At 68.4% G+C, this 24527-nt stretch carries 30 protein-coding genes; 10 read left to right on the top strand and 20 right to left on the bottom strand.

Annotated features, from left to right (window positions below; genetic code table 11):
- The first annotated feature begins 96 nt into the window (after positions 1–96).
- The 5 genes from DN069_RS21580 (at position 97) to DN069_RS21560 (ending at position 5274) form a co-directional block, all read left to right on the top strand.
- The gene (locus tag DN069_RS21580) at positions 97–1083 is read left to right on the top strand and encodes an antibiotic biosynthesis monooxygenase (protein ID WP_111503272.1); all 987 of its coding nucleotides are present in this window, start codon (positions 97–99) and stop codon (positions 1081–1083) included.
- Positions 1084–1670: 587 nt separating this feature from the next.
- Complete coding sequence (locus tag DN069_RS43040) at positions 1671–1904, top strand: hypothetical protein (RefSeq protein WP_207892222.1); 234 nt, start codon at positions 1671–1673, stop codon at positions 1902–1904.
- 464 nt (positions 1905–2368) lie between these two features.
- Positions 2369–3505: a hypothetical protein gene (locus DN069_RS21575; RefSeq protein WP_243639542.1), complete on the top strand. Its 1137-nt coding sequence runs from the start codon at positions 2369–2371 to the stop codon at positions 3503–3505.
- 369 nt (positions 3506–3874) lie between these two features.
- Positions 3875–4432 carry a manganese efflux pump MntP gene (locus DN069_RS21570; RefSeq protein WP_111503268.1) on the top strand — a complete coding sequence of 186 codons (558 nt, stop codon included), beginning with the start codon at positions 3875–3877 and terminating at the stop codon, positions 4430–4432.
- A 437-nt stretch (positions 4433–4869) separates the two neighbouring features.
- Positions 4870–5274, top strand: a complete 405-nt coding sequence (locus DN069_RS21560; protein WP_111503266.1) for a nuclear transport factor 2 family protein — start codon at positions 4870–4872, stop codon at positions 5272–5274.
- An 89-nt stretch (positions 5275–5363) separates the two neighbouring features.
- Here the strand turns inward: DN069_RS21560 and DN069_RS39465 are convergent, their stop codons facing one another.
- The 4 genes from DN069_RS39465 to DN069_RS40195 form a co-directional block, all read right to left on the bottom strand.
- Positions 5364–5552, bottom strand: coding sequence for a hypothetical protein (locus DN069_RS39465; RefSeq protein ID WP_133260000.1), 189 nt, complete (start codon positions 5550–5552; stop codon positions 5364–5366).
- Positions 5553–6162: 610 nt separating this feature from the next.
- Complete coding sequence (locus DN069_RS21550) at positions 6163–6666, bottom strand: RNA polymerase sigma factor (RefSeq protein ID WP_111503262.1); 504 nt, start codon at positions 6664–6666, stop codon at positions 6163–6165.
- A 111-nt stretch (positions 6667–6777) separates the two neighbouring features.
- The gene (locus DN069_RS21545; RefSeq protein WP_424556311.1) at positions 6778–7410 is read right to left on the bottom strand and encodes a class F sortase; all 633 of its coding nucleotides are present in this window, start codon (positions 7408–7410) and stop codon (positions 6778–6780) included.
- On the bottom strand, positions 7304–8413 hold the full coding sequence (locus DN069_RS40195; protein WP_165845589.1) for a transposase: 1110 nt from the start codon (positions 8411–8413) through the stop codon (positions 7304–7306). The genes DN069_RS21545 and DN069_RS40195 overlap by 107 nt, the downstream gene beginning before the upstream one ends.
- Positions 8414–8524: 111 nt before the next feature.
- On the opposite strand from DN069_RS40195, the gene DN069_RS21530 reads away from it, so the two are divergent.
- Complete coding sequence (locus DN069_RS21530) at positions 8525–9037, top strand: hypothetical protein (protein ID WP_207892220.1); 513 nt, start codon at positions 8525–8527, stop codon at positions 9035–9037.
- Positions 9038–9040: 3 nt separating this feature from the next.
- Here the strand turns inward: DN069_RS21530 and DN069_RS21525 are convergent, their stop codons facing one another.
- From DN069_RS21525 to DN069_RS21515, 3 genes are read right to left on the bottom strand one after another with little or no spacing between them, the layout of a single operon-like run.
- Entirely contained in the window at positions 9041–11362 is a 2322-nt protein-coding gene (locus tag DN069_RS21525) for a tyrosine-type recombinase/integrase (protein ID WP_243639541.1), read from the bottom strand.
- The gene (locus tag DN069_RS21520) at positions 11359–12429 is read right to left on the bottom strand and encodes a tyrosine-type recombinase/integrase (protein WP_111503254.1); all 1071 of its coding nucleotides are present in this window, start codon (positions 12427–12429) and stop codon (positions 11359–11361) included. Before DN069_RS21520 ends, DN069_RS21525 begins: the two co-directional genes overlap by 4 nt.
- A gap of 9 nt (positions 12430–12438) precedes the next feature.
- Positions 12439–12792, bottom strand: a complete 354-nt coding sequence (locus DN069_RS21515; protein WP_243639537.1) for a transposase — start codon at positions 12790–12792, stop codon at positions 12439–12441.
- A 235-nt stretch (positions 12793–13027) separates the two neighbouring features.
- Between DN069_RS21515 and DN069_RS39460 the strand changes: the two genes are divergently transcribed.
- Entirely contained in the window at positions 13028–13411 is a 384-nt protein-coding gene (locus DN069_RS39460; protein WP_133259999.1) for a hypothetical protein, read from the top strand.
- Between the two features lie 268 nt (positions 13412–13679).
- Here DN069_RS39460 and DN069_RS21505 read toward each other — a convergent pair whose 3' ends face one another.
- From DN069_RS21505 to DN069_RS21475, 7 genes are all read right to left on the bottom strand, one after another.
- Complete coding sequence (locus DN069_RS21505) at positions 13680–14531, bottom strand: helix-turn-helix domain-containing protein (RefSeq protein WP_165845588.1); 852 nt, start codon at positions 14529–14531, stop codon at positions 13680–13682.
- Positions 14528–15064, bottom strand: a complete 537-nt coding sequence (locus tag DN069_RS21500) for a DUF6879 family protein (RefSeq protein WP_111503246.1) — start codon at positions 15062–15064, stop codon at positions 14528–14530. The genes DN069_RS21505 and DN069_RS21500 overlap by 4 nt, the downstream gene beginning before the upstream one ends.
- A gap of 3 nt (positions 15065–15067) precedes the next feature.
- Positions 15068–15268, bottom strand: a complete 201-nt coding sequence (locus DN069_RS21495) for a hypothetical protein (protein WP_111503244.1) — start codon at positions 15266–15268, stop codon at positions 15068–15070.
- 297 nt (positions 15269–15565) lie between these two features.
- Positions 15566–16213 carry a DUF4236 domain-containing protein gene (locus tag DN069_RS40955; RefSeq protein ID WP_207892217.1) on the bottom strand — a complete coding sequence of 216 codons (648 nt, stop codon included), beginning with the start codon at positions 16211–16213 and terminating at the stop codon, positions 15566–15568.
- Positions 16214–16244: 31 nt separating this feature from the next.
- Complete coding sequence (locus DN069_RS21485) at positions 16245–16817, bottom strand: hypothetical protein (RefSeq protein ID WP_133259998.1); 573 nt, start codon at positions 16815–16817, stop codon at positions 16245–16247.
- 1183 nt (positions 16818–18000) lie between these two features.
- Positions 18001–18153 carry a hypothetical protein gene (locus DN069_RS40190; RefSeq protein ID WP_165845587.1) on the bottom strand — a complete coding sequence of 51 codons (153 nt, stop codon included), beginning with the start codon at positions 18151–18153 and terminating at the stop codon, positions 18001–18003.
- 736 nt (positions 18154–18889) lie between these two features.
- Entirely contained in the window at positions 18890–19369 is a 480-nt protein-coding gene (locus tag DN069_RS21475) for a hypothetical protein (protein ID WP_111503238.1), read from the bottom strand.
- A 136-nt stretch (positions 19370–19505) separates the two neighbouring features.
- Between DN069_RS21475 and DN069_RS21470 the strand changes: the two genes are divergently transcribed.
- Together DN069_RS21470 and DN069_RS21465 are read left to right on the top strand one after the other, a co-directional pair.
- Positions 19506–19739 carry a hypothetical protein gene (locus tag DN069_RS21470; RefSeq protein ID WP_243639536.1) on the top strand — a complete coding sequence of 78 codons (234 nt, stop codon included), beginning with the start codon at positions 19506–19508 and terminating at the stop codon, positions 19737–19739.
- Between the two features lie 3 nt (positions 19740–19742).
- Positions 19743–19937, top strand: coding sequence for a hypothetical protein (locus tag DN069_RS21465; protein WP_111503236.1), 195 nt, complete (start codon positions 19743–19745; stop codon positions 19935–19937).
- Between the two features lie 20 nt (positions 19938–19957).
- Here the strand turns inward: DN069_RS21465 and DN069_RS21460 are convergent, their stop codons facing one another.
- The 4 genes from DN069_RS21460 to DN069_RS21440 all read right to left on the bottom strand — a co-directional run bounded on the left by DN069_RS21460 (position 19958) and on the right by DN069_RS21440 (position 22540).
- On the bottom strand, positions 19958–20197 hold the full coding sequence (locus tag DN069_RS21460) for a hypothetical protein (RefSeq protein ID WP_111503234.1): 240 nt from the start codon (positions 20195–20197) through the stop codon (positions 19958–19960).
- Positions 20198–20493: 296 nt separating this feature from the next.
- Positions 20494–20799, bottom strand: coding sequence for a hypothetical protein (locus DN069_RS21455; protein ID WP_111503232.1), 306 nt, complete (start codon positions 20797–20799; stop codon positions 20494–20496).
- Between the two features lie 122 nt (positions 20800–20921).
- Complete coding sequence (locus tag DN069_RS21450) at positions 20922–21275, bottom strand: hypothetical protein (protein WP_133259997.1); 354 nt, start codon at positions 21273–21275, stop codon at positions 20922–20924.
- A gap of 485 nt (positions 21276–21760) precedes the next feature.
- Positions 21761–22540, bottom strand: coding sequence for a hypothetical protein (locus DN069_RS21440; RefSeq protein ID WP_111503227.1), 780 nt, complete (start codon positions 22538–22540; stop codon positions 21761–21763).
- 406 nt (positions 22541–22946) lie between these two features.
- Here DN069_RS21440 and DN069_RS21435 point away from each other — a divergent pair, with 406 nt between their 5' ends.
- Positions 22947–23489, top strand: a complete 543-nt coding sequence (locus DN069_RS21435; RefSeq protein ID WP_111503225.1) for a beta-propeller fold lactonase family protein — start codon at positions 22947–22949, stop codon at positions 23487–23489.
- A gap of 49 nt (positions 23490–23538) precedes the next feature.
- Here the strand turns inward: DN069_RS21435 and DN069_RS21430 are convergent, their stop codons facing one another.
- Both DN069_RS21430 and DN069_RS21425 read right to left on the bottom strand, forming a co-directional pair.
- Complete coding sequence (locus tag DN069_RS21430) at positions 23539–23811, bottom strand: NAD(P)(+) transhydrogenase (Re/Si-specific) subunit beta (RefSeq protein ID WP_111503223.1); 273 nt, start codon at positions 23809–23811, stop codon at positions 23539–23541.
- A 550-nt stretch (positions 23812–24361) separates the two neighbouring features.
- Positions 24362–24527, bottom strand: a 166-nt coding sequence (locus DN069_RS21425) for an integrase core domain-containing protein (RefSeq protein ID WP_165845586.1), incomplete at its 5' end; no start/stop codon positions are given.

The following is a 24527-nucleotide window of genomic DNA, read 5'->3' as shown; positions in this document are numbered from 1 at the left end:
ATTTGCGAGGGAGTTGTCCGAGGGACACGAGGAACGTGCCTCTGGAGCCTCGTTGCCATTTCCCGCATAAGTCCCTTTTGATCTACGCTACTCCGCATGAGCGAGCGTGCAAACCGAAGCACAGACCGCGCCAGTGCCGATGGAAGCGGCGGCGCGACCGTGGTGATGTCTCAGAAGATCCGACCCGGCCACGAGGGCGACTACCAGCGCTGGCAGGAGAAGACGAACCAAGTGGCGCGCACTTTCGACGGGTTCGAGGGTACGGAGCTGTACCCGCCGGGCCCCGGCGAGGAGAACGAATGGGTGGCGGTCTTCCGCTTCTCGCGTATCGACCAGTTGACCGCGTGGCTGAATTCGAGTACGCGTCAGAATCTCCTCGGCGAGGGAGGTGCACTGTTCGAGGAAGCCCCCAAACAGGAGGTGCTCAGCGGCGGAAAGAAAACCCGGGACGCGGTTTCGGCAGTCATCTCCCATGATGTCAGAATCGGACGGGAGAAGGAGTTCGTGCAGTGGGAGGAAAAGATCACAGAAGCGCAGCGTGAATTTGCCGGCTTCATGGGCTCCGAGCTGTTTCGCCCGGTGGAGGGGATTCAGGAGAACTGGGTCGTGGTGTCTCGTTTCGATACTCGTGATCATCTGGATGATTGGCTGGATTCAGAGCTTCGCGGGAAGCTCCTGGAAGAGGGGCGCCAGTATTTCTCCGCCTATGAGGTGCGGAAGGTCGGATCGGCGTTCAGCGCCTGGTTCACCTTCGGCGAGGAGACTCCGGAAGGCGTTCCGCCCAACTGGAAGCAGGCCATGACGGTGCTGCTCGCCCTCTATCCGACGGTCATGGTCCTGAACCTGACGGTGGGCCGTGTACTGACCTCCGAGGGAGTCGTCGGGTATCTCGCTCTCTTTATCGGCAACGTGTTGAGCGTCAGCATTCTCACGTGGCTCCTGATGCCCCTGGTGAACAAGGCTCTGGCATTCTGGCTCGAACCGAAGCGAAGCCAGTCCGTTCGCGGCCAGGTGGCGGGCGCCGCGGTCGTGGTCCTGGGTTATGTGGCGCTCATCGCCGTGTTCGGACTCACCGCTGGTTGACCAGGAGCAGCACCGCCCGGCGGGTGGCCTCAGAGGTACCTCAATATCGCGCTGCAGGCGTTGCGGGCGGTCTTGAGAACTGCGCAGCGATTCCTCGCCCGGGTCGAAGAGGTTGGTGATCCGGCGTGCAAAAGCGCCCTCGCAGGCAGGTCTCGAACCGAAGCCCGCGCTGGATCTCGCCATCCGCCTCAGCAAGTGGCAGCAGATCCTTCGGGCTCACTTTCGTTCCCCAGTTGGGTGACTTGTCATCAAGGGCATGGAGTCGCCGGGCACCGGACGCAACGAGCAGCTTCCTCGCCGTCCAGGGCGCCTGCGGCGGCACTCCGCGCTGGGCCCACGGCAAACCCTGTACAGCCCCCAAGATTCGGCCGGCTACCGGGCGAATCCAAGGTTCTGACGCTCCTCCGCAGATTGAGCATGCCTGGGGCGGGGAATTTCAGCGAGCAGGCCTGGACCATCCCGGGGCGAGGGATGGGGATTTCAAGGTTCTGCCCGCGCTTGCGGATGCTGTAGGTGATCTTCGCTCGTCTTGGTGATGCTCGGCGGCCGTCATTGTCGACCACGGACCGACAGGCTGAGGCGGTCCGATGGGGAATCGACTGGGGTACTGCCTGGCGCTGGAGCTGGACGATCCGGGCTTCGACTACTCGGTCTTGAGCGAACTCCGCGACCGCATGGCCGACCGCGACCCGGCCGACCGCCTCCTGGCGGTCCGTTACAACCTGCTGCCGCGCGGCAAGGGGGCCGTGCTCGAGTACGTCCTGCAGGTCGGCGAGAACGGCCTCCGGATCCTGCGGGCCCGTTGCCGCCACAAGCGGTGAGACCTCTCACGGGATCCCGCTGGACGGGCGGGGTCGCGGGGTGGCGTAGGCCGCAAAGGCCGGCCGAGGTACCAGGCCTTGCCGCACAGAAGCGGTGGCGCAGGAGCATGGTATGCGCCGGACCCGTGCAGCAACTTACGGAGCCCAGGCCGGGCACCGACCCCCATCCGCTGCGCCCCGTGGCAACCCCCGCAGTCGGTGGCGTGGGGAATTTCGCTGCACCTTCCGCCAGCCGACGGCTGCGATGGCGCCGCCCGACCTAAGGTTTGCACACGATTTGCCATGCTCAATTCCAAGGGGTACCCATGCGGTTCGCTTCTTGCATGCCCCGCTTCGCCAGGGCCCTGATGGCCCTATGCGGGGCATCGGCCGTGCTCGCTCCCTCCGTCATCGCGAGCTCGCCGGCGACCGCCGACGCGCCCCTCTCCGCGGACGCCGTGGCCCGCGGAGGTGCCGTCATCACTGTGACGACCGCCCAGGTCGGCGCGCCGGGAAATCCGGCCGTAGGGATCGTCCCGTTCACGGACGCGATCTACCGCTCGTGCGCCGACGCGCCCACGGGCGACTGTCTGATGGTCGGCCGCGTCGACCGCCCCTACGAGATCGGGAAGTTCGAGGTCACCGTCGACCAGTGGGTGGCGTTCCTCAACACTGCCGATCCGAGCGGTCACGATCCCCACGGTCTCTACGACGAAACAGAGAGCTCGTCCGCGTGGCCCAAGTACGGGCAGATCAACTTCTCCGGACACGCCCGACGCGGCCGACACTACTCGGTGGCTTATCCCCAGTGGTCGGACAAACCCTACGGCTTCTCGACGTTTCTGCGGGCGGCACGTTTCGTCAACTCCCTCTACAACGGGCGCGTGATCGCCAAGAGCACCATGAGGAGCGGCGACTTCCAGTACGTCAGCTATAGCGTCCGGCTGTCGCAGAACACGGAGAACGGGATGTACGACCTGTCCCGCCCGAAGGCGACCCGAGTCCACGACACCGGGTTCGTCGTGCCGAGCCAGGACGAGTGGATCAAAGCGGCCTACTACGACCCCCACGGCGGCGGCACCTACAGCTATTGGAAATACCCGACGAACCCAGGCGTGTTCGGCGACGGAGAAGCGACAGCCCCGGCACCCACAGTCCTCAATCCCGCCACGGGCGACGTCACCAACGCGTCGAGCCAGCCGCTCGCCTCCTACCACTCCGACCGGAGCCCTGCACCGAGTTGGTGTCCGGCGCAGGTGTCACGCAACGCGTGCGCAACGGTCAATCCCTTGGGACTGGACCCGATTGCCTATGCCGCGCTCTACCAGGGCAGCCTCAGTTCGGTCGGCCAGGCGCTGACCCCCTCACCGTGGGGCACACTGGACCAGGGCGGCAACGCCGTCGAATGGACCGACACGATCACGCCGCCCCCGTCCGGCGGGAGCTCCGGACGGGTCTGGCGACGGCTCCACGGGGGGATCTCCAACGCGGGGGCCTACCAGATGTGGCCCTCGGCGGTCGGACTGCAACCGCAGGACAACGTCTTCTTCAACCACACTTACCCGTGGCTGGGCATCCGGATCGGAGTGATCGGCGACCTGACGCCCAGCCAGCCTCAGTGAGAACGGCCCAGGGAGCGTTGCAGCCCACCCCGGTCCGGCGACTTCCGCAGCGGAGGTCCGCTGCCCTTTGCGATCTCACTGCGAAGGAGCACCGCGGGCACGGACAGCAACGTCCGGGCGCGTACTGCACGAAGAAGCCTGTGGGGCTCGTAGAGCGGCGTCGCGCTCATCATCTCGGCCATCACCCTGCCTGTCCTGTCCAGCTGACGGTGCGCGGGAGTCGGCGTGCGCCCGCCGGTCACCGGCGGATGACCCACCCGTGCAGGGTGGGTCAGGAGGCCGCCGGCGGGAAGCTGGGGAACAAGTCTGAGCAGCGGCGCGTCATGACGGGCCGAACCGCAGCACTCGCCAGACTCACCAAGCGTGTGGATGCTCCCCTTTTTCGCTCTGCCGCTTGCTCTGGATTCTCTGGTCGTGGCTGCCCTGATCGGAGCGGCTGGGGTCAGCCGTGCCCTGTGTTGGCGGCTCACCGCGCTGTTCACGACCTTCGAGGGCGGCATGCCGCTCATCGGCCTCGCGGCCGGCGTGCCGCTCGCCCGCGCAATCGGCGGAGCCGCCGACTACATCGCAGCCGCGATGCTCCTCGCCCTCGGTGGGTGGATGCAGTTCGGCGGCGACGACATGGAGGAGAAGGCCGCCGTACGGCTGCTTTCCGCCCGTGGGCTGTCCCTCGTCGGGCTCGCGATCACTATCGGTCTGGACGAGCTCGCCATCGGCTTCAGCCTCGGCCTGGCCCGGCTGCCCATCACCGGTGTCGTGATCACGATCGCGGTTCAGGCCTTCCTCGCAGCTCAGCTCGGCATGGCTCTCGGCGCCCGCATCGGCGAGCGCCTGCGCGAGAACGCGGAACGCTTCGCTGCCCTCGCCCTTATCGCCCTCGGGAGCTTCACGCTGGTGGAACGGCTCACGGCATGGGCGCTTCGATGACTCACCGGGCCCGCCGCGAAAGGACTCCTCGCCCGCGCAGGCGATCCCCGTAACACGGGATCCGCGCGCACGACACGTCAAGGACGAGACCCGACCCGATCCGCCATCGTTCACCGATCAAAGCGCCGTTGACGTCGGAGAGGTGAGGGTTCAGCGACAGCTCCAGAGCCATCGGGTCGAACGACCGCTCCGCCCGCGGAAAGCGGAGCAGGCTCAGCCGCGGCCCCAAGTGTTGGCCCGTTCCGGTGAATCGCACCGCGCCTGCGCCCGAACCAGGTCACTGTCCCCAGGCCCACTCCTACCGTTGAGGACACCGCATCCCAAACACCCCATGGACTTCGTGCCGGTCTTCGGCCGCACTGACCAAGGTGTCGCAGACCTCGCTGACGGCTTGTTCCCCTCGCTGTCAGTCCCTTTTCTCTTGCCCGGAGGTACCGATGAGCGCCGACAGCAACATCGAGATGATCAAGTCCTGCTATGAGATGTTCCTCAAGGGAGACACCGAGGGAATCATGGCCGTCCTGGGAGAGGACGTCGACTGGGCCGTGGAGACGACCACGACCGTCGCGCCCTGGTATGGCCCGCGCAGGGGCAAGGCCGAGGTGAGCGCCTTTTTCGAGGCGTTCGGCACCACGATGGAGGTCGATGACTTCACGCCCATGGTCTTCGCCGCGAGCGGCGACGACGTGCTGACCGTGGTCCGCTGCCGCACCCGCCACCGGGCAAGCGGCCGCACCTTGTCGATGAACCTCCACCACCACTTCACCCTCCGGAACGGGCTGATCACCCACTTCCGCGGCACCGAGGACACCGCCCAGGTCGCCGACGCCCTCCACCCCTGACAGCGTAAGCAGCCCCAACCGACTGCCCCGCGCGGGGGTGCGGGGGCTTGCGCGAATTGGCATGTCAGCTCTTTGATCGCGTGGCCTGGTCAGTGGGCCCTGTGGACGGGGCTGGCTGGGGCCCAGGCTTCTGCTCCTTCCCGCTCGCGCCGAAGCGCCGCGGTCGCTGTGGAGGCGTTGCGCCGGGCGTGCTCCTGCCAGGGCTGGTCCAGGCGGCGGGCCCGCTCGGCGGCCAGGCCGGTGATCCGTCGCAGGAGCCGGGTCAGGGTGCTCTGCACGTTGTGGCTGCTGCGGTCGAGGAGGTGTTTTTGGGGCGACGTGCTTCCCGACGCCGGCAGCCGCCACCCCTATGGGGTCGGGGCCTGGGTCGGCTGCATCGGGCTGCCAATGCCTCCACCGGTGCCGGAGGCGCTGGCAGCCCTGCTGGGGGACGGTGTGGCGCTGCCGCGGCGCGGAGTCGGCGAACCCCCGCCGCCCGCACCGGCGGATGACGCACGCGTAGGGATGCTCGACGGACGTGACGACGTTGCCGGCGGGGAAGGCGACGCCACGGAAGGCCCCGCCTGCGACGACAATGGGGACGGACTGGCCGACGAGGTGGGGGCGGGCGTCGGCGACTGTGTCCCGCTGTGCACCGTCGACGCCGGCGGAGCGAGCGGAACCACGGGCACCGACCGGGTCGGACCGGCGGTCAGCAGCACCGGCGCCGCGATCGCGGCAGCGACGGCGAGCGTCAACCCGCCCCCGGCCGCCGCACGCAGGCGACGACGCCGGGCGCCGGTGCGCATGGCGCCCTCGAACGCGCCGGGAGGTGGCGCAAGTTGCAGCGCGTCGCGACGCAGCAGCACCATGAGCTCGTCGTCGGCCCGGTCGCCGTCGTCGCGTGCGTCAATGGGTGTGATCAAGGTGTCCCCCGAGTCTCGCGCGCAGGAGCTCCCGGGCCGCGTGCAGATCGGCTCTGACCGTACCTTCCTTGCGTCCCATGTGCAGCGCTACCTCTCTGATCGGCAGATCGGCGTAGTAGTACAGGAGGACAGGCGTGCGCAGCCGCTCCGGCAGCGACTGCACCAGCAGCCGGACCGGCACGGCGGCTTCCGCGCTCTCGCCGTGCCGGTCCGCATCCAGCGCGGCCTGTGCGGTGACCTGCCGCATCGCCCGGCGTTCGCGCTCCAGCTTGCGCCACTGGTCGCGTACCAGGTTGGCCGCCGTGACATACAGGAAGGCGCGCGGCTCCTCCACGGCGGCCCAGCGCGCCCAGAGGCGCGCGAACGCCTCCGAGGCGATCTCGTGGGCGGTGCCGTCGTCGTCCACGAGACGACGGCACCATCCGGCGAGGCTCGGATAAAGGGCGGCGAACAGCTCGGACGCTGCGCTCTGCTTGGACCGTTTCAACGTTCTCCATGCTGACCGGGTCATCCGGACGTTCGCTCGGGACGCCCTTGCGGGCCTTTCTCGCGGGCCGCTCCACCAGCGCGGCAGGGCCGCTGAACTGCGGGCTCTGCGTTACCTGGCGGTGGACACGAGGGAGGCATAGACCACGACGTTGTCGAGGTAGCCGCCCGCAGCGCTGTTGCGTGGGCCGCCGCAGGTGATCAGACGCAGCTCGGGGCGGTCCACGTTCCCGTAGACGGCGCGGGTGGGGAACTGCGCTTTTGCAACGGTCTGCACTCGGTCGACCGAGAAGACGGCGGAGGCGCCGTCCTGCAGCCGTGCGGTGATGCGGTCGCCCTGCTTGAGCCGCGACAGGTTGAGGAAGACCCCGTCCCCGTAGCGGCCCACCGTCACGTGCGCCAGGATCACCGAGGGCCCGGTCTGGCCGGGCGTTGGTGAACCCCGGTACCAGCCGGCCGGCGCGTTCGCCTCGATCGGCGGCACCTGGACCGTGCCGTCCGGCGCCAGGCCGAGCGACACGACCGCCGTGTCCACCCCGATGCTGGGGATCACCAGGCGTTCGGGCGTCGACCGCGCGATCGGACCTGTAGCCGCCCCGGCTCCGGCCCCGGCCTGACCGGAAGCCCTCGACGGGTTGTCAGGAGCGGTACCGCTCACGGCGACCGACGAGGCAGGCGGAGCCCCGGGGGCTCCCCCGCACGCCGAACTGAGCGCCACCGAGGCCAGCACCGTCGCCGTCAGCATGGCCGCACGCATCCGTCGCAAGGCTCAGCCCCGGGCCTTGGCCCGGCGGCGCAACACGAAGGTGCCCGCCCCGGCGACCAGCGCCGCCCCGCCCAGCCCCGCGCCCAGAGCAGCCCCTTCGCCACCGTTCCCGGCCGCGACCGGCGCCACCCCGGTGTCCGGCGCGCCCACGGGCACCGCCCCGACCTGCGTCGGCACGGGCGACGCCACCGCACTCGGCTCCCCCGAACCAGAACCGCCCGCCCGCGTCGGCGCCGGAGACGCCACCGCGCTCGGCTCCCCGCCTCCACCGCCGGCCCGCGTCGGCGTCGCCGTCGGAACAGTCCCGGAACCGCTGCCGCCTGCGGGCGCGCTGGCGATCGGCTTCGGCTTGACGTTCACGGCCCCGCCGCCACTCCCTGCGTCGGCGAACGCGGGCCCCGATCCCGCCAACACGGCGGCGAAGGTCAGGGCGGCGGCGGCGACAACACTTGTACGCATCAACAGCTTCTTTCTGCTCGGTCCGCTGGGCTGCCTGAGGGGCGGTGCCAGCGGGCTGCGTTCCAGATCGCCCGAAGAGACGACGCAAGTGGGGGTCCTGCTGTAAAGAGCAGGCAAAGCTCTCGCGCCTGGCCGGACCACGCTGGGCTAGGGAGACCAGCCAGCCGGTGTAGCCGCCGTCGGCCCAGACCAGGGCGATGCGGTGGTGTTCGGCGCGCAGTTGTTCCAGGAGGTCGCGGCCGGCGTCGTTGTCCTTGACCGAGGCGGCCGTCACCAGCACGGTCAGCAGTAGCCCCAGGGTGTCCACCGCAATGTGCCGCATCCTCCCGTTGATCTTCTTCCCGGCGTCGTAGCCGCGGGTGGCCGCGCCGACGGTGGCGTCGGCCTTCACCGACTGCGAGTCGATGATTGCGGCGGTTGGTTCTTCCTTCTTCCCGGCCAGCTCGCGCAGCATCTTGCGCAGCCGGCCGTAGAGCTCCTTGATGTAGTCGTTGTCGCGCCAGCGGCGGAAGAACCGGTACACGGCCCGCCATCTGGTTCTGTGGAATCCGATCCGTCAAGTGGCTCGGGAGATCCTGCTGGTCGATATGTGTTGGCCGATCGGGCCCAAGGCCGAGAGACTCGGACTGTGGACATGGGGATCTCTGGTTTCGAGCCGTCCTTTCTGGTCGGATTCGAGGCGATTCGGCAGGCGCACGGCTCACGGCTGGCGATGCTCGCGGGCAGGCGCTTGACGGGCTTCGCCGTGGTGCGTTTCGCCGAGGATGGGGAATGGTTCGCCGACTGCCCTGTGGTGCTGGACTTCGACGGCATCCAGGTGGAGGTTTGCCACTGGAAGCTCGACGAGCTCTCGATCGGCTGGGACGGGATCGACACCGCGGCGGACATCGCCGGCTGGGAGTGGTCCGAGCTGACGCCTCAGTGGTCTCAGCGCGATGAGCGCCTCGAACCGTTCGTCGGCCAAGAACTCCGCGAGGTCGCGCTCCTTGAGTGGCGGCCGACAGGCCGTGACCTGGCGGCTGGGACGGTGGCGGTGGAGTTCGCCTTCGCCGGGGACCGTCTGCGGATCGCCAACGGTCTCGACGAGAACCGCATCGAGGTCGGCGAGGCCCAGCCGGACTATGTTCGGCACCAACTGGGCTGTTGAAGGCTACTGACCTGCCGGTTTCCGGTTGATCTCAATGACCGGCAGCAGGGTGGCCTGGGCGGGGATGCCGATCTGCCGGGGAGTCGGGCCGGCCGGGGTAGGGACGTCGGTGAGTCGGTCCAGCAGCTGGTCGAGGGCGGCTTGGCCGTCGTCGACGGCGGCGCGTTCGTCGTCGGTCAGGGGGATGGCCGCGAGCATCTTCTGCAGGTTCTCCTTGGCCTCCAGGAGTTGGCCTTTGCTGGAGGCCTTCGGGGTGTAGAAGTCGCAGCGGGCGCAGGCCATGCGGTGCTGGCACTGCTCGAAGAAGGTGTAGGTGCACCAGCCGTGGCCGAGGTCGTAGTACTGCCAGGGTTCGCCGTTCGCGGCGGCCCCGGAAGCGACGGCGTCACGGTCGACGAGCACTTCGACGGTGCGGACGTTGCGGGCGAAGTAGCCGGCGTCGTTGTAGGCCCTGGCCAGTGTGTTCGGGGTGATCTTCGCGTAGTGGGCCGTGGCTTCGGGCGTCCGGTGGCCGAGCCACTCCTGGAGCTCGAACAGGGTCATGGGTTCTTTGGCGTTGTAGAGCTGGCTGGCGATGGTGGAGCGGGCCCGGTGGCTGGTGATGTTGCCGCGGACGTCGGCGGTGGGGACACCTGCCTTGCGGCAGAGCATCGGGATGATCGTCCCGTTGATGTAGTCCTTGGAGACCCTGCGCGCGCGGAAGGTGAAGAGGAAGTTCGCGCGCTCGTTGGTCTTCGGGTCGAGGATGGCGGGCTGGTCGGGGCGGACTGCCTGCCAGGCCTCGATCGCATGCCCAAGTAGAGGGTCGACGGGCTTGGTGAACGCGGTGCCGGTCTTGTGGGTGGGGACGTCGAGCAGGCAGATGGCGTCGCGGGCAAGGACCTCGCTGGAGTCACCGGGGATGGGCAGGCCGTCGTGCTGCCAGCGGATGCATCCGACGCGGAGTCGGGCGATCTCGTCGCTGCGTTGTCCGGCGAACAGCCAGGTCAGCGTGATGGCCCGGATCAGCTCGGCCGGGTATGTGCGGCCGTCCGCGGTCGGCAGGTCGCCGCTCTCGACGTTCAGTCCGGCCCACAAGAGCTTCGCCCAGATATCGTTGGCGATCACCCGGGGATCCGGACCCATGAGGGCCCGGACACTGCGGGGAGTCCTCAGCGCGTGAGCGGGGTTGAATCGTCGCGGAATCCACTCCCATTCGTGCAGGTCGCGGAAGAACGCGCGGGGCACCTTCAGATAGCCGGACTTCGACTCCGGTGTGAGCGGCTTCCCGATCCGGCCCTGAGACCGCATGCCCGCCGTCCACTGTGAGAAGTCGCCGACCGTCATGCGGTCGACCGCCGCGACCCAGGACGCGCAGGTCTGGCGGGTCCAGTGCTCCGGTGCCGTGACCTCTGGGTGCTCGGCGGCCAGCCAGCGGCCGATCTTCGCCAGGACGCTTCGGTAACTGGCACGGACCCCCGGAGTCAGCGTCGAGGTCGCCTGCCAGCGCTCCACCCACTCCGCCCAACTGCCCCGGGCGCCCTCGATCGCCGTGGGCCCGGGTCCGTGCCGGGGACGCGGCGGCGGCTCAGCGTGACCGAGAGCGGCCAAGGCACGGTGGATCCCGTGCAGATCGCTGGCCCACTGGCCGCCCTGCATAGCCGGCGTCGCACGGATCGCTGCCAGCGCCAAACTCGACAAGTCCTCCAGCCGCGGACTGCGGTTCAGCAGCAGAATCTGGCAGACGGCCGAAGTGAGGCAGTCGGGGCCGCGCTGGTAACCCCAGTCGCCCAGGACCGTCAGGACCTTCCCGATGGCGTCCTCGACCGCGGCCTCGCCGAAGACTCGGCGGGCGAGCGTGGGCCGCTGGAAGCGTCCGAGCAGCTCGAACGCGGTGAAACCGCCGACGAGGTAGGCGTATGCGATCAGGAACGGGCGGACGTTGGGGCCGATCTGACCGCCCCACAGACGCCGGAACTCGGTCCCCGACCGGTTGATCAAGCCAGCCCAGTCCTCGTCCGACCAGCCCCAGAAGCTGCGGCCCAGGTCGCCGCAGCGGATCAGGATGAGGCCGGCCGCGTCCCGGGCGAACCGGCGCTGGTGGCCCGTGCCAGGCGTCCAGTGGAGGGAGTCCCGGGCGTGCGCCAGCGGCTCGACGAGACGAGCGGGAGCCGCCAGTGATGTGAGTCCCAGGTGCCTGACCTGATCGATCTCCAGGGCCTTGAGCGCTTGCGCTTCAGCACCGGTCAGGAGCGCTCGACGGTCGTAGCGGGCGGGGTCGAGCGGCCAGGCCCAAACAGCAGGCCGACCGTTGTCCGACGCGGCCGATGAGTTCGTCGCGGTCACTGGTCGTTCCCCCTGCCCGGGTGGCCGACGCGGGTGAGCATGTCCACGCGCCAGGAATGGATCTGCTGCATGCCGCGGTTCAACTTCTCCGCGAGGTCCCGCCCGGACAGGTGGATGTAGGTCATGGTCGACTCGGTGCTGCGGTGACCGGCGAACGTCGCGATGGCGTGCAGTTCCCACCCCATCCGGGCCAGGTCGGTCAGGCAAAGGTGCCGGGTGGTATGGGTCGAGAAGCGCGGCAGGTCGGCGGCCAGCGCGACCCGGCGGATCACCTTCGACCAGGTCCACAGACTCAGCGGCTGCCCGTGGTTGCGGTGCGACTGCGACAGGAACAGCGGGCCGCGAGCGCGGCTGATCGTGGCCCGATGCGCGAGGTAGCCGGACAGCAGCACGCCGGTCGGCGCGGAGTACGGAACCACGCGCTCACGTCGGGTCTTCGTCGTCTCCGCCCTGATCCGCAGCGTCCGGTGAGCCGGATCGACGTCCTCGGTCCGCAGCGAGCACAGCTCCTCTCGACGCAATGCGGCGTCGTAGGCCAGGGCGAGCATCACCCGGTTCCGCACCGGCTCCTGGCGCATGACGTCCAGCAGGTCGAGCCACTGCTGTTCGCTTGGGATCCACGGCAGCTTCACCAGGCGCGGGACCAAGCCGCGCTCGTGGCTCCCGAACTTCCGTCCCGGAGTGTAGCGACCGCGGCCGACCGGGTTCGACTCCCTCAGCCCCTCCTCGATCAGGTAGTCGTAGAACAGCCGCACCGGCACCAGTCGCTGCTGCAGTGTCGCGTTCGCCAAACCCGCTCCGGAGTCCAGCGCCACCACGTTGGCTCCCCGTCGGCTCGGTCGCGTGGACAGGTCCTTCACGAACGCGGCAACGTGCAGCCGGCCTGCAGTCACCGGGTCGATGCCGTCTCGCTCGCAAATCAGCAGGTACTCGGCCAGACCCCGGGCGTACGCGTCGATCGTCCGCGGGGCCCTCCCAAGGTCCGTCCACACCCGCAGCCACTCGGCCGCCCGCTCGTGCCGACCAAGGACCGGCCACTTCTCCTCCAGCACCACCGCGCTGCCCAACACTCCTCCTCAGCCCATGGGACGCCGCAGGATACGAGGTGGCTCATGCGGCGCGTGATTCCACGTAACTGATAGGAAGTCGATCGGCAGGCTGGCCCAGCGCACGCCCTCGGCGACCAAGTAGCGCACCGCATCGATCAGTTGGCGGTGGCAGTAGCCCTCCGGGCGGCCCCCTCGCCCGTTCAGCCAGGCTGGGACGGGCAGCAGCGGCCGCACGATCGCCCACTCCGCGTCGGTGAGGTCGGAGCCGTAGCGGCGGGTCCGGTCCGGCTGGTCGGCGGCATTCCCGAGCCGGTGTGCGAGGCATTCGCACGACACGCCGGAGCTGGACGCGGACAGAGCTAGCACTCCACAGTGGGACACGAGGGCCTCCTGCTGGTTCGTTGACTCGACATCACCGAACTGTGCAGGAGGCCCTTCTCCTATGCGCTGGCCGCTGAGCGATCACCCGAAACGAGGCTGATGCGCGCGGAAGTTTCGAGCAGCAGCCCCACCGCTCTGTTCGGGAATCGCTTCTCAAGTTAGGTACGGGGAAAGGGTGTTGTCTGTCCAGTAGGAGCGGGGAGAGACTGTCGGCGAGCGGAGAGAGGATGCGCCCGTGGCGGCAACTGATCCGGAGAGCGTCGTTTGGTTGACCGAGAGGCAGCTGGCCCGAGCCTGGCCGACCATCCGGGCGGCCTGTCTGCACGCCACCGCGAATGCCAACGGAGTCCGCAACAACATCCATGTGTCACACTCCACTTGGGGCAAGAGCAAGTGGCGGACGTACCACCCTGCGGACGTTGCCCGGGTGGCCGGGGCCATCGCCGACGGCACCGCGGAGCTCCAGCCGCATTGGCGGAACGACACCCCCGAGGCCAAGTTGCTCGATCAACGCCTCCGCAGGAAGAATCTGCCCGGTGTCGTCGGCTGCGCCCTGCTCTTCTCCATCCCACTGGTGATCATCGTCATTCTGCTGATCATCTCCCGGAGCGGACCTTGATCGTCTTCGCCCCTACGGGCACTGAGCCGCACCGAGCCCGCCCTGTCGAGATCGAGCAACGGAGCGATCACCCGAACGAGGCTGATGCGCGCGGAATTTCGAGCGACAGCCGTATCCATCGGTTCGGGAATCGCTTCTAAGCGAAGAGGCGGCGGCAGGCGCAGAAGCATGGCTCATCGGAAGGGTCCTCGCTTCCAGGGGGGCGGCTGGTCGCTGACCAGATTGCCCCCGAACCGACCTGACGCCCTAAGAGATTTCTCTGGATTTCTCAGTGCTCGGTCTGCCAGGCATTGATGCCGCGCTCGATCAGCCGGCACGCGTCCCCGTCATAGCGGGCGACCGGGGCCAGGAGGTCGAAAACGCGGCGATAGAGGGCGATCTCGTCGGGCAGCGCCAGGCGCAGCTCGGCATCGAAGGTTTCAACGAGGACGAGCTGGTCGTCGCGGAGCCAGAAGCCATGCGACGGCGTGAGCGGCAGCCGGGTGTTCTGCGGGATGATCCCGATCCGGGCCGACGGCAGGTGCAGCAGGTTGATGAGGCGCTGAAGCTGGTCGACCATCACGCTCGCCGTCGCCGCACCGACATGCAGCACCGGCTCCCACAACAGGAAGTGGAACCGCTTCCCGGGCTCATAGAGGATCTGCTGACGCTGCATCCGTAGCGCCACGGCCTCGTCCGCCGTGTCCGGGATGCCGCGCAGCAGGACGGCCTCGCGGAACGTCGCCGCGGCGTACTCCGGGGTCTGGAGCAGGCCCGGGATGACGCAGGTCTCGAGGATGCGCCAGACGCGGGTCTCGCGGTCGAGATCGATCAGCGGGCGCTGCCTCAGGTGGACGCCACGGCCGAGTTGGCGGCGCCACTCGCTGTATCGGCTGTCCATCTCCTGCCGGAGGACCAGAAGCGCGTCGGCTGCGTCCTCGCGCGAGCAGGCGGCGCACCAAGCCGTGATGTCGGCGCTGGTGGCGGCCTGTTGGCCGAGCTCCAGTTTGCTGATCTTGCTGTGCGGCCAGCCAAGCAAGGTTGCGAGACCCTTGCCGGTCAGCCCGGCACCCACGCGGAGCTCGCGCAATCGACGACCGAGCTCCTCGCGGGCCTCATGGACGGCGCGGGGCGTGTTCAACTGGCTGAGGGCTCCCTCGCGAGCTCGCGGTACGGGGTGGCGTGCTTCATGGCCAGCGCGAGCCACACCCGCGCCTGCTCCGCCGCCGCCCGGTCGCGGTCGACGAGCTCCTTGTCGAGCGGCCGGCCCTGCTCGGCGAAGTTCATCTTGAGCAGGACCGCGTCATCGAACAGCCAGAAGTCCGCGAGCGGCAGACACAGTTCGGCGGCGCGCCGGTATGTCAGGTACCGGATGTCCTCGCCGTCCTCATCGTTGAACCGGTTACAGGCGAAGAGGTACCGCTGGTAGTCGCCGGGGGGCTCGGTGACGAACCGAACCCGGGCAACCCGGCGGCCGGTGTCGCGTGCGGCGCGCATCTGCCGGCGCCAGCGGCGGTCCGGCTCGTCGTCCTCGACGATGCCCGTGGCGAGGAACCGCTGGTACTCCTCCTGCTCGGCGTCAACGAGGTAGGCCGGCTGGGTCTCCAGCCGGATCGCCGTGCGCTCGAAGGTGTCGAACAGGTCGAGCCAGGAGGCGTCCGTGATGACCGGCACCAGCTACTCCTTCGGCATGTGCTTTAGCAGCGCGCGGGGGATCTCAACGAGAGTCTCGTTGGGGTCGAGGAACCGCGCGTCGCCCCAGGCCTCGTCGCTGGTGCCGACCTTCCAGCCCTGGATGACCACGGTGTCCCGGTCCGTCTCGTAGACGCTCGGGCAGTTGCCGTCCTTGCTGTCACTCCCGACGAACCTTAGCCGCATCACAGCCTCCAGCAGTTGGGGATTTCTCGAAGTTTCTCGCCGTCCTGGCCACGACCGGGAGGGGTTATCCGACCAAACCGGGGAGCTACTTCGGCTCGACCGCCGGGCCCCGGACGAGGACGACCGGCCCGCAACCTGCGCAGCCGAGGTCGTGCGGCACCTGACCGCCCTCTCCCGGCAGCGCGGGCACTTCGGCCGGTCGTCGCCAACGGTGCCGACCTGGTAGCCCCAGCCGAGGCAGTCGGGGCAGAGGTCGCGGTCGGGCGGCAACGGGAGACGGGACAAGCCCGGTCGGAGTCAGTCCATCCGCTCGTCGATGAGCCGGACGAGCTTGCCGGTGCGCGGATTGACCGTCAGGTCCTGGGCGCCGACCCACTCCACCGCCAGCGGATGGATGAGGCCGCGCCGTGCCTGCTCGTCGAACATCGGGCGGGCCTCGCCGAGGATCGTCGGCCGGACGGCCTCGATGTCGATGACCTCGGACCAGGGGAGGTTGAGGTGAGAGCCGCCCGGAAGGCGACTGCGCTTGATCTCGATCCGGTCCGGGTGCAGCGTGATCCAACTCCGCATGCCCTTGAGGCGGAGCGGCTGTGCCGGCGGGACGAGCGACACGCCCTGGCTCACCCCAGCGGCACTGGCCTGCCCAGGTCGACTGCTCCTCGCACCGCTCGTCGTCGTGTGGCGCAGCCCCGTACCGGGCGCCGACAAGGTCGTTTTGACGCGGCCGTCAGCGCGCTTCGTGACCCGGGCTCCCTTCACGCCGGCGCTGTAGCTGACGCCGCTCTTGGAGACGGTGGCGCGGAACGGTCCGGCTTTGAAGGACTTGCGGTAGGAGAAGCCCACGAGAGCTCCCAACGATGTGGCGGTTTGGTGAAGGGCCGCCAGGCTCGCAGATCCGCGCCGTGTCCGGTGGCTCGTTTGCTGGACTGTGACGATCGCGGCCACCACCGGACTGAGGAGTTCAGACAAAGCCGCGTCATCGGGGCTTGATCACCAGATACTCGGCGAACATGGCGACGATGACGGAGGCAATGACGGCGACCGCGGTGGCAACCCATGTCGTTCGGTCGGTGCGGCGCACGACCGTCTCGCCCAGGCCGTCCACCACAGCCTCGGCTTGCTCCCGCGTGACCGCGGCTGTCCGCCTCCACCGCTCGGCCTCGTCACGCGACGCTGCCGTATCTGTCTCCAAACGTTTCAACTCGGCGGTCTGACTGTCCATCTCTTCACGCAGCTCCTGGAAAACACTCTCAGCGGTCCCGAGAGCTTTCCGGCTCGCATCTGTGGCCTCTCGCAGCGCCTGACTCAGCTGTTCAAGGCGACTAGGGCCCTGCTCCTCGGCGCGACGTGCTCTCCGCCCTAGCCAGAAGAACATCAGCGTGAGGAGGAAGCCCAGCACCCAGCCACCGATCATCAGGCCTTCGGCCGTTGTACTCACGGGAGCAAAGCTCCCGTGGCCTCCGTCCGTGTCGATGAGCGAAACGCCGATGAGCATTCCTCCGCCGCCGAACACGGCGCATGGCAGCAGGGCAAAGGCCATCAGCTTCATGAGGGCCCACTCCTGGCGCCAGAAGCCAGCCGCATCGGGCAACTTTTCTGCCAAGGGGCCGTCGAAGTACCAGAGCCACCTGCGCCAGAGCCTGCGCAGAGTCGTGGATCGTCGCGTCATGGGCTGATCGCACCACGAAGGCCAAATTGGAGAGACCGCTTCCGTCGAACCGTTATGCACTGACTGCAAGTTCGCGCATTGACCTGCCCTACTTGACGCCCGCCTGGGTGAGCAACCGGCGGACGCCGGCTCGTTCACCGACATGAGCGGCTGCAACTGCCCCGCCCCCGCCCGCGATCTCCGCCCCGACTGCCGAGGCTGGGGCTGCGAGCCCGGCACCAGCGGCATGAATCGGCCAGCCTGCACGCGCTGCCGCGGCCACGGCGGACAGCAGCCACACGACCTCGGCTGCCCCGTCTGGGGGCCCGCCGATCTCCCGGGCCCGAATTACATCATCCGCGGCTGACCAGGCACCTGTCCGGCCGGTTCCGGCAGGGCCAGGTAAGTTCGAGTCGCTATCCTGCCGCAAGGTCCTCTCGGATCTGACGGCACAGTTCTGAGAAGAGAAGATCCCATGCTTCCTTGCTGCTGAGGTAGCTGGGCTCTCGATGCGTGATGCCAGCTTCCACAAGGTCACGAAGATCCCGTAACGCCCGAAACGCTTGCGTTGAGGCTTCTACGACTGCTGGCGGAGCCGTGATCGCCACTTGGTAGCGCAACTCGTATGCCCCGCCGGCTTTGAACGCCTCTGTCGCCATCCGAGCGCGTTCTTCTGCTGGAACCTGCGGGTTCCTGGACGCGAGACGCAGCTCGTTTCGCGTGCGTGAGAGCGCAGTCAGGTACTCCGCGTAGACCTGCCGTTTTGTGTCTTGCTCCTTGCTCCGGTGGTCACGCTTCCAGCGGGTTCTATCAGCGATCAGAGTGGCGCCGACCCCGATCGCCGCTCCAAGCGTTGTGGTTGCCAGAGATGAGAGGTCCACGTGTCAGAGGTTAGGCGCGATCTACTCACGCTGACGTCGAAACGGAGGCATCCCAAGCCCCCGAACTCAGTTCGTCGGTGTCTCGATGGCCTCGCCTGGACCCGGTGGCCTGGGCGCAACAGCCGTACGGCTTCTCGGCTGCCCCGTCTGGGGTCCGGTCGAGCTCGTCCAGGGCCCGGTGGAAGATCTGGAATAGCCCCCGCTTACGGCCCCAGCGCCGCCCGGTTGCGGGCGAGGACACGATGAGCACCGGCACCGAACTCGGCGGCGGCCTCCAGCACCGTCCACACGGCCACGTACGGCTCGATCTCGGCTACGCCGACCAGGCGCAGCTCCGCGCCGATCGTCTCCACCATCACCGCCCTCCTCGATGTCCTGCGGGGAGCGATGCAGCGTGGTGGTGCGCTCGAAGATCCAACGGGCGTAGCGCGTCGTCGTAGATCCAGAACCCATCGACCGCCCCGTCTGGGAGCGCCTTCGTCTCGCTGCCCGGAAGGGCCTGCTGCAGGCCGAGGGCTTCGCGCTCGTCGACGAGCTCCACGACCTGTACCCGCAGTGGCGGTCGGAGTGGTGACCGCGCTGGAGGAGGCGACGGGCCGCTGTACCGACTGCGGCAGCTTTCCCGTCCGCGGCGTCCTGGTCTCCGAGATCGAGACGAACTCCGCCCCATTCTGGGCGAACGTCCGCTGTGCCGGCTGTTCTGATGCACGGCTGCGCGTGTCGCCGGCGCCCGCGGCATTCCATGTACGGCGGCTGGCATGAGCAGGCGTGTCGCACCGAGGCCGGCGTATCCGCCGCTGCCCGCATGGAAGTGGCCCGAGCCCGGCCAGCGGACCTGGGAGCCACCCAAGGAGTCGTTCTTCGGCGCCTGTACCGGTCAGCCGTCCTGCACTGGTCTGGGCTGCCCCGTCGGGGTCGTGAGGACGTTCGACGCCGGCCCCTACGGCTGTGACTGCGCCTGCCACACCAAATAGGACTGCCTGCCCGGGGGTCCTCGCGTCCCGAAGCGCCCGGGCGGGCCCTGTCCACAGGCTGTCGGGGGCTGTGGACACACGAGAGCCCCCGATGCTCCGGCTTTGAGCATCGGGGGCCCTATTCGTCCTCAGGGCCTGGCACAGGCCTGGCTGCCCCCGCAGCTGAGGCAGAGGCTGCGGCCTTCTTGAGTCCCCTCTTATATTCCCTCGCCACATGGTCGTTGAGAATCACCAGTACCGGCAGAAGCACAAAGATGATCACTTCCAGAACGGCCAGAAACAAGCGTGGGCTCCATTCCTCCTGGGCAGCTAGCGACCTCAGACACTGGAACAGAATGAAGCCCTGCGCGTAGTACGACGTCAGGCCCAGGATGGCAAGCACGGTAAATTGAGAGAAAACCGGGGGATTGTAGAAACGGAACATCGCTACCCCGTACGTCCGAAGCGCCATGGCCGTAGCGAGAACCTGGACCACCCCGACTACTGCTGCGATGCCACCAAGGGTGGCCCAGAACGCCTCGTGGCAGTTGGTCGTGGTCGCATCCGCGATTTCCTGCGCCCAGGGATCACTGCGAAGGGCATGGATCAGTCCCTTCACGAGGCCGCTCCACGGGTCCAGATCACTCACCGCAGCCAAGCGGACTTTGCACGACGAGCTAGGCCGTCCGTGGCCCCTCATGCCGACACAACGGCCCCAGGATGCCCCACACGCCGAGCTGAGGCAGCTTGGAGGCATGACCGACCCCGCGCCCGCGAGCGGGCATCATCACGCGCACGTCGTGGTGCACCACGTTGTCGACGCCAACCCGCCCTACCGGCGCGTGGACATCCTCGGCGAGACCGTCGGGAAGGCACACAGCCTTCGGGACGTCGCCGAGTTCTGCCGCCGCGCGGGCCTAGACGAGCTCGACCTCGACTCGCAGGACATGGTCGAGTGGATCGGCGGCGGCTCCGACGTGTGGGAGTGACCCGTGAAACTCTCGTTCACCATCACCAGAAACGGCCCAGGCGACTGGACGCTCACACTGAACCGCGACGACACCGGCGAGCAGCTCTACAGCCTGGACGGATTGCGCAGCGAGGCGGAGGCACGGCACGCCGCGGAAAGCATGAGGGCGGCCGCGCACACCGCAGCGGTGCTCCCAGTCTCGGACTTTGCGAAGTAGCTCCCCTGGATCCCAGGGCGTCAGCGGCGGGGGCGCAGATCGGGGTATCGCTCCTTCACGTGCTGCCGGGACTTGAAGTCCCACGGAATCTTCCTCACCGGGCCGGCGAGCGGGAACCGGTTGCAGTGAACCCCGTCGTACTGCTCGGTGAAGTGAAGCCACCACTCCCCGGTGCGCTCACTGATTCCACCCAGGAACGCGGGCTGCCCGCAGCGGGTGCAGATCCGGATCTCGCCCTCATATGTACGGATGGACGTCATCGATGCTCCTTTGCGATCGCTTCTGCCCGTTGGATGCAGAGCGTAGGAAGGGACATCGCCCAAGCCAGCCTGAACGGTGACGAGTTCACCTGATAGAGGGGCATATGCCCAAGGTGCTGAAGGTTGGCGTCGCGGCCCGCTCAGGCCCCGCCGCCACAGCTGCCTGATCACCAGTACCGTGCCCATGAGCTCCAGGACAGCACGAGGCCCCCCGCGCATGAGTGCGCTGCGCGGGGGCCTCGTGCTTGTACGGATTCCGAGGTCTGTGGTCACGAGAAGGTCGTTGAAGATTCGCCTCAGCTCTGCAACGTGCGTCGGATGTAGCGGAACCCATAAATCTGCCTGTCGGCCATCCAACATTCCAAGGCGTTGCGGTCCTCGAGGGCTTCCGGTCGCGTCACGTCCTCAGCCGTGGTGACGCGCCGACTTGCCCACCGCAGGGCCTCTGCGGCAGTGGACGGCTCCATAGCCGCGCGCTCCCGCCACAGGGACTGCCGCTGCCGCAGGTATTCCGCAGCGGGCGTTGATGCCTCGGGGCCGCCGGCCTCGATAAGCGCCGCTCTGAAGTACCCGGTCATCACGCGATCCATAGTGGCGTCCATGTCGTACCGCCCTCCGTGGCCCCCTCACGGTCGCCCCCTGCGGGCGAGAGCACAAGGGCCGAAGGTCCTCGGTGAGTACCCCACGGCTCTGGAAGCTCGGCTCCCGCTGACGCATCTGAGCGCTACTTTCCGCCTCGCAGGTCTCGCCAGAGGCCGCGCAGGATCACGGCGAGGACGGCGAGGGCGACGGCGGCCAGGCCGAGCGCTACCGCGGTCATGGCGACGGCCAAGAGGACGCCGGCGACGACGCCGAGCACGGCGGTCCACCCGAGTACCTCACGGACGTCCGGCCCGCGGCGGGCCGGCGCCGAGTAGTAGTTGTTCACCACCATCGGCGGATGCTGGGCGTAGCGGGCGGCTTCTTGCGCGTCCCGCTGCCAAGCCGCCGGGCTGTCGGAGCGCGGGGCGGGCATGTACGGCGGCTCAGTCGGCCACCCCGGGAGAACGTTGGGTGTGGGCTGCTGGTTGGTGGGCATGACTGGGGTCTCCAGTCTGCGTAGGGGATTTGCGGGCTTGGGGATCCGGGGCGGCTCGTGGTTGACGGCCGGTGGGCCGCCCCGGGCTCACTTACCTGCGCTGCTGGGCTTCGCGCTCGATGGCTTCCTCGGCGAGGCGGTCGAGCTTCTGCTCTAGCCGGCCGACGGGCTTGCCGCGGACGATGCGCACGCTGGCGCGGGCGAGCAGTCGAGACCTCGCACGGACTCGGAGAGGTTGTAGTGGTCCGGGCGCGGCCGATCCTGGTGGGGCATGGCTTCCTTCTTTCGGTGGTTACGGATAGTGATCAGGCTCGGTCGGGGGGGAGGCGGTCATCTCCGGTTTTGTGCGCTCAGCGGCTGCTTGAGTGCGCCCGGCGCATGCGCCTCCCTGCCTCCCTGATGCGGGTTCAGCGCAGGTGAAGCCCGGGGAGGCTAGCCGGCGAGGCGGTCGGGGTGAACTCCCCGAACTCCCCGGCCGCCTCCCCTCACTCTTCGTAGTCGTCGACGTCGTCGATAGCCCGGTCGGCGATCGCTTCGAGTACCCGATCGCGGTCCACGACCGGGTTGCCGTTGGACTTGTGCGGCTCACAGCCGACCTCGGCGAGGAACGCCTTCAGGTCCTGCGGAGTCCAGTCCTCGTACTCACCGCGGTTCAACTCCGTCAGCCGGTGCAGCACGTTGACGGTCTTCATGCGCGGAACGTCGCCGAGCACCGCCGCGATGTCCGCGAGCGGATAGACCTGCGCGACGGGCTCCACGTGCGTCTTCGTCGCCACGGCAGACCGCCGGGCCTTCGCACGCTCCGCGATCTCGTGCGCCTGGTCCGTGTCGACGTAGTGCGTGCGCACGGTGATCGAGGCCTGCCCGGGTTCGAGTTTCACGCCGTCGCCGGCCACGACCACAACGCCCTTGTCGAGGCCTTGGCGCAGCTTGTGCGGCTCGGCGCCGCCGTCGATGGCCTTGTCGCCGAGCGCCATGCGGGCCTGCGACTCCGTGCCGACCACCAGCGAGGCGCGGATGTGCGCGCCCTCACGGACCAGCTTCGGCAGGTTCTGGTCCGTCGGGTCCTGCGTGCCCTGCCACAGCAGCACGTCAACGGCCCGACCCTGGTTGTTGATCTTCCGGGCGGCGCGGAAGAAGCGGCTCGTCTTCTTCGTGCCGCCGTACGGCCGCTTCAGCTCATCCTCTTCAGGGCACATGAGCGCGACCTGCTCCTCGTCCACGACCAGGATCAGCCGCGTGAACTTCGTGCCCTTGGGCGCCACCGGACGCCCCCGACCCAACCTGACGCTCGAGTTGGCGAACCCCCGTGCTGCGCCTCCTCTACCGACCGGCGTCGGCTCGTCGTTCGCCGCCAGTGGCGTCCTGGCCCGCGCCCGCACCGCCCACGTCACCATCAGCCTCGGCGACCTGAAGGTCGCCACCGCCTTGCCCGATAGGCACAGCCCAGACGACGGCAACGCCCCGACCCCCTGCGGGTGCGGGGCACCACCCGAGACACAGCCCCGTCGAGGCGGTAGCTGAACGCCAAGGCCTTCCGTCGACGCCCCACCGGCCAGCCCTGGATGAACTTCACCAGAGCGTTCCCCCCCCCCGCGGCCTCGCTCAGAGCACGTCTAGCTACAGAAGCGAACAGGCCCTGCTCGAGGCAGCGCTACCAAGGTCGGAACGATGATTCGGGTCCCGCTGTGGGTGCCGACCGGCGTGACCATCAACCCGAGCGGCACCACCGCATACATCAGCGAGTCCTGCTGCGGCGTCGTGCCGGTCACGCTGGCCACCGGCGCGGTCGGCAACGCCATCCAGGTCCGCGACGCCGGGGGCGCCATCAGCTTCACTCCGGACGGCCGCACCGCCTTCATGCCCGACTCCGCGGATTTCGCGGTGGAGAGATTCACCACCGCCACGGGGGCCGTCGACCCCCTCATCCCGACCGCCAACCAGACCGTCCGGATCCTGCTGACCCCCGACGGCCGGTCCCTCTACGCCGTCTACAACGGCATCGAGCTGATGCCCATGGACGTGGCGACACGGAAGGCCGGTACGCCCATCGCGATGGACGCCTGGTACCTCACCGCCACTCCCGACAGCGCGACCGTGTACGTCAGCAACCGCGACCAGAACACCGTCACGCCGGTGGCCGTGGGCACCGGCAAGGCGGGCACGCCGATCCCGGTCGGCCACCGGCCGACCCAGCTCGTCGTCGTGCGCTGACCGCCCCCAGGCAGACCACGGCCCCGTGAGCCGCGTCGTCGGACGCTGCTCACGGGGGCGGTGGTCGCCGCCGCCATCCGGCGACCGCCTGACGGACGTCCAAGGCTGTGTCGCGGCGGCCGTCGGCGTCGAGCGCGCGCGGGATGTCCGACACGCTCTTCTCGGCGTCGGCGAACACCATGCTGCTGTTCTCGCGGAAGAACAGCGGGTCCTGCCCGCCCGCGTAGCCGGAGGCCTTCGGCCGCTGCTGTTGGTCACCCCAGGGAAGGTCGTGGGGGTTAGCGATGGAGGCGAGGTCGCGGCAGAGTCCAAGGATGTCCATGCCCTTGAGGGCGCGGACGACCTCCTGTGGGTCAAGATGGGCATCGACTCGGAAGCCGTCTTCGCCCGGGGCGCACAGCGGCGCGAGGACCCCCGAGCAGGCAGCTCAACTCCGGCCGTCCCCCTCCCGACACGGCCGCGTCTGCCGGAGCTTGTTCCACCAGGGCTCGGCCGGCCGTGGCTCAGTGCGCCGCTTGGCTGCCGCCTCGCGCGCCGCGTCGTGACAGGGACAGTCGCAGCCGTGTGGGGGCGTGTCGAGCGTGACTACGACACCAACCGGGCAGGCCAGGCCGCTCGTGCAGCTGGTGGATCCATCGCACGTTCCGAAGAAGGACTCGGCCGGCGGCGTCCAGGTTCGCTGCCCTGGCTGGGGCCACTCGAACGCTGGCACTGCTGGATACGGCGCGTGAACCTTGAAGTGGGTGCTCACAGGCACCACTCCTCACGCCACTCGGGGTGCTGGTCATGGAGCTCGGCAACGAGCGCGAAGCCCTCCGGCTGGAGCTGGCCGCGGTAGGCGGCGCTCCGCAGCTTCTTCCACACGGTGCGGTCTAGGTGTTCTGTCCCGTGAGGTTGGGGACGCGGCTGGCGGGTGGGCGGCCCTTGAGAGCGGTGTGTCCGCGGTGGTGATTGTAGGTGTGGAGCCAGCCCGGGTAGGCGTCTCGTCGTTCCTGCTCAGTGCGGTAGGGCCGGGCGTAGGCCCATTCGTCGAGCAGG

The sequence above is a fragment of the Streptacidiphilus pinicola genome (assembly GCF_003258295.1).
GTDB classification, from domain to species: domain Bacteria; phylum Actinomycetota; class Actinomycetes; order Streptomycetales; family Streptomycetaceae; genus Streptacidiphilus; species Streptacidiphilus pinicola.
Note: the sequence above shows the minus strand (reverse complement) of the source record. Positions and strands in the feature narration are given on the sequence as shown.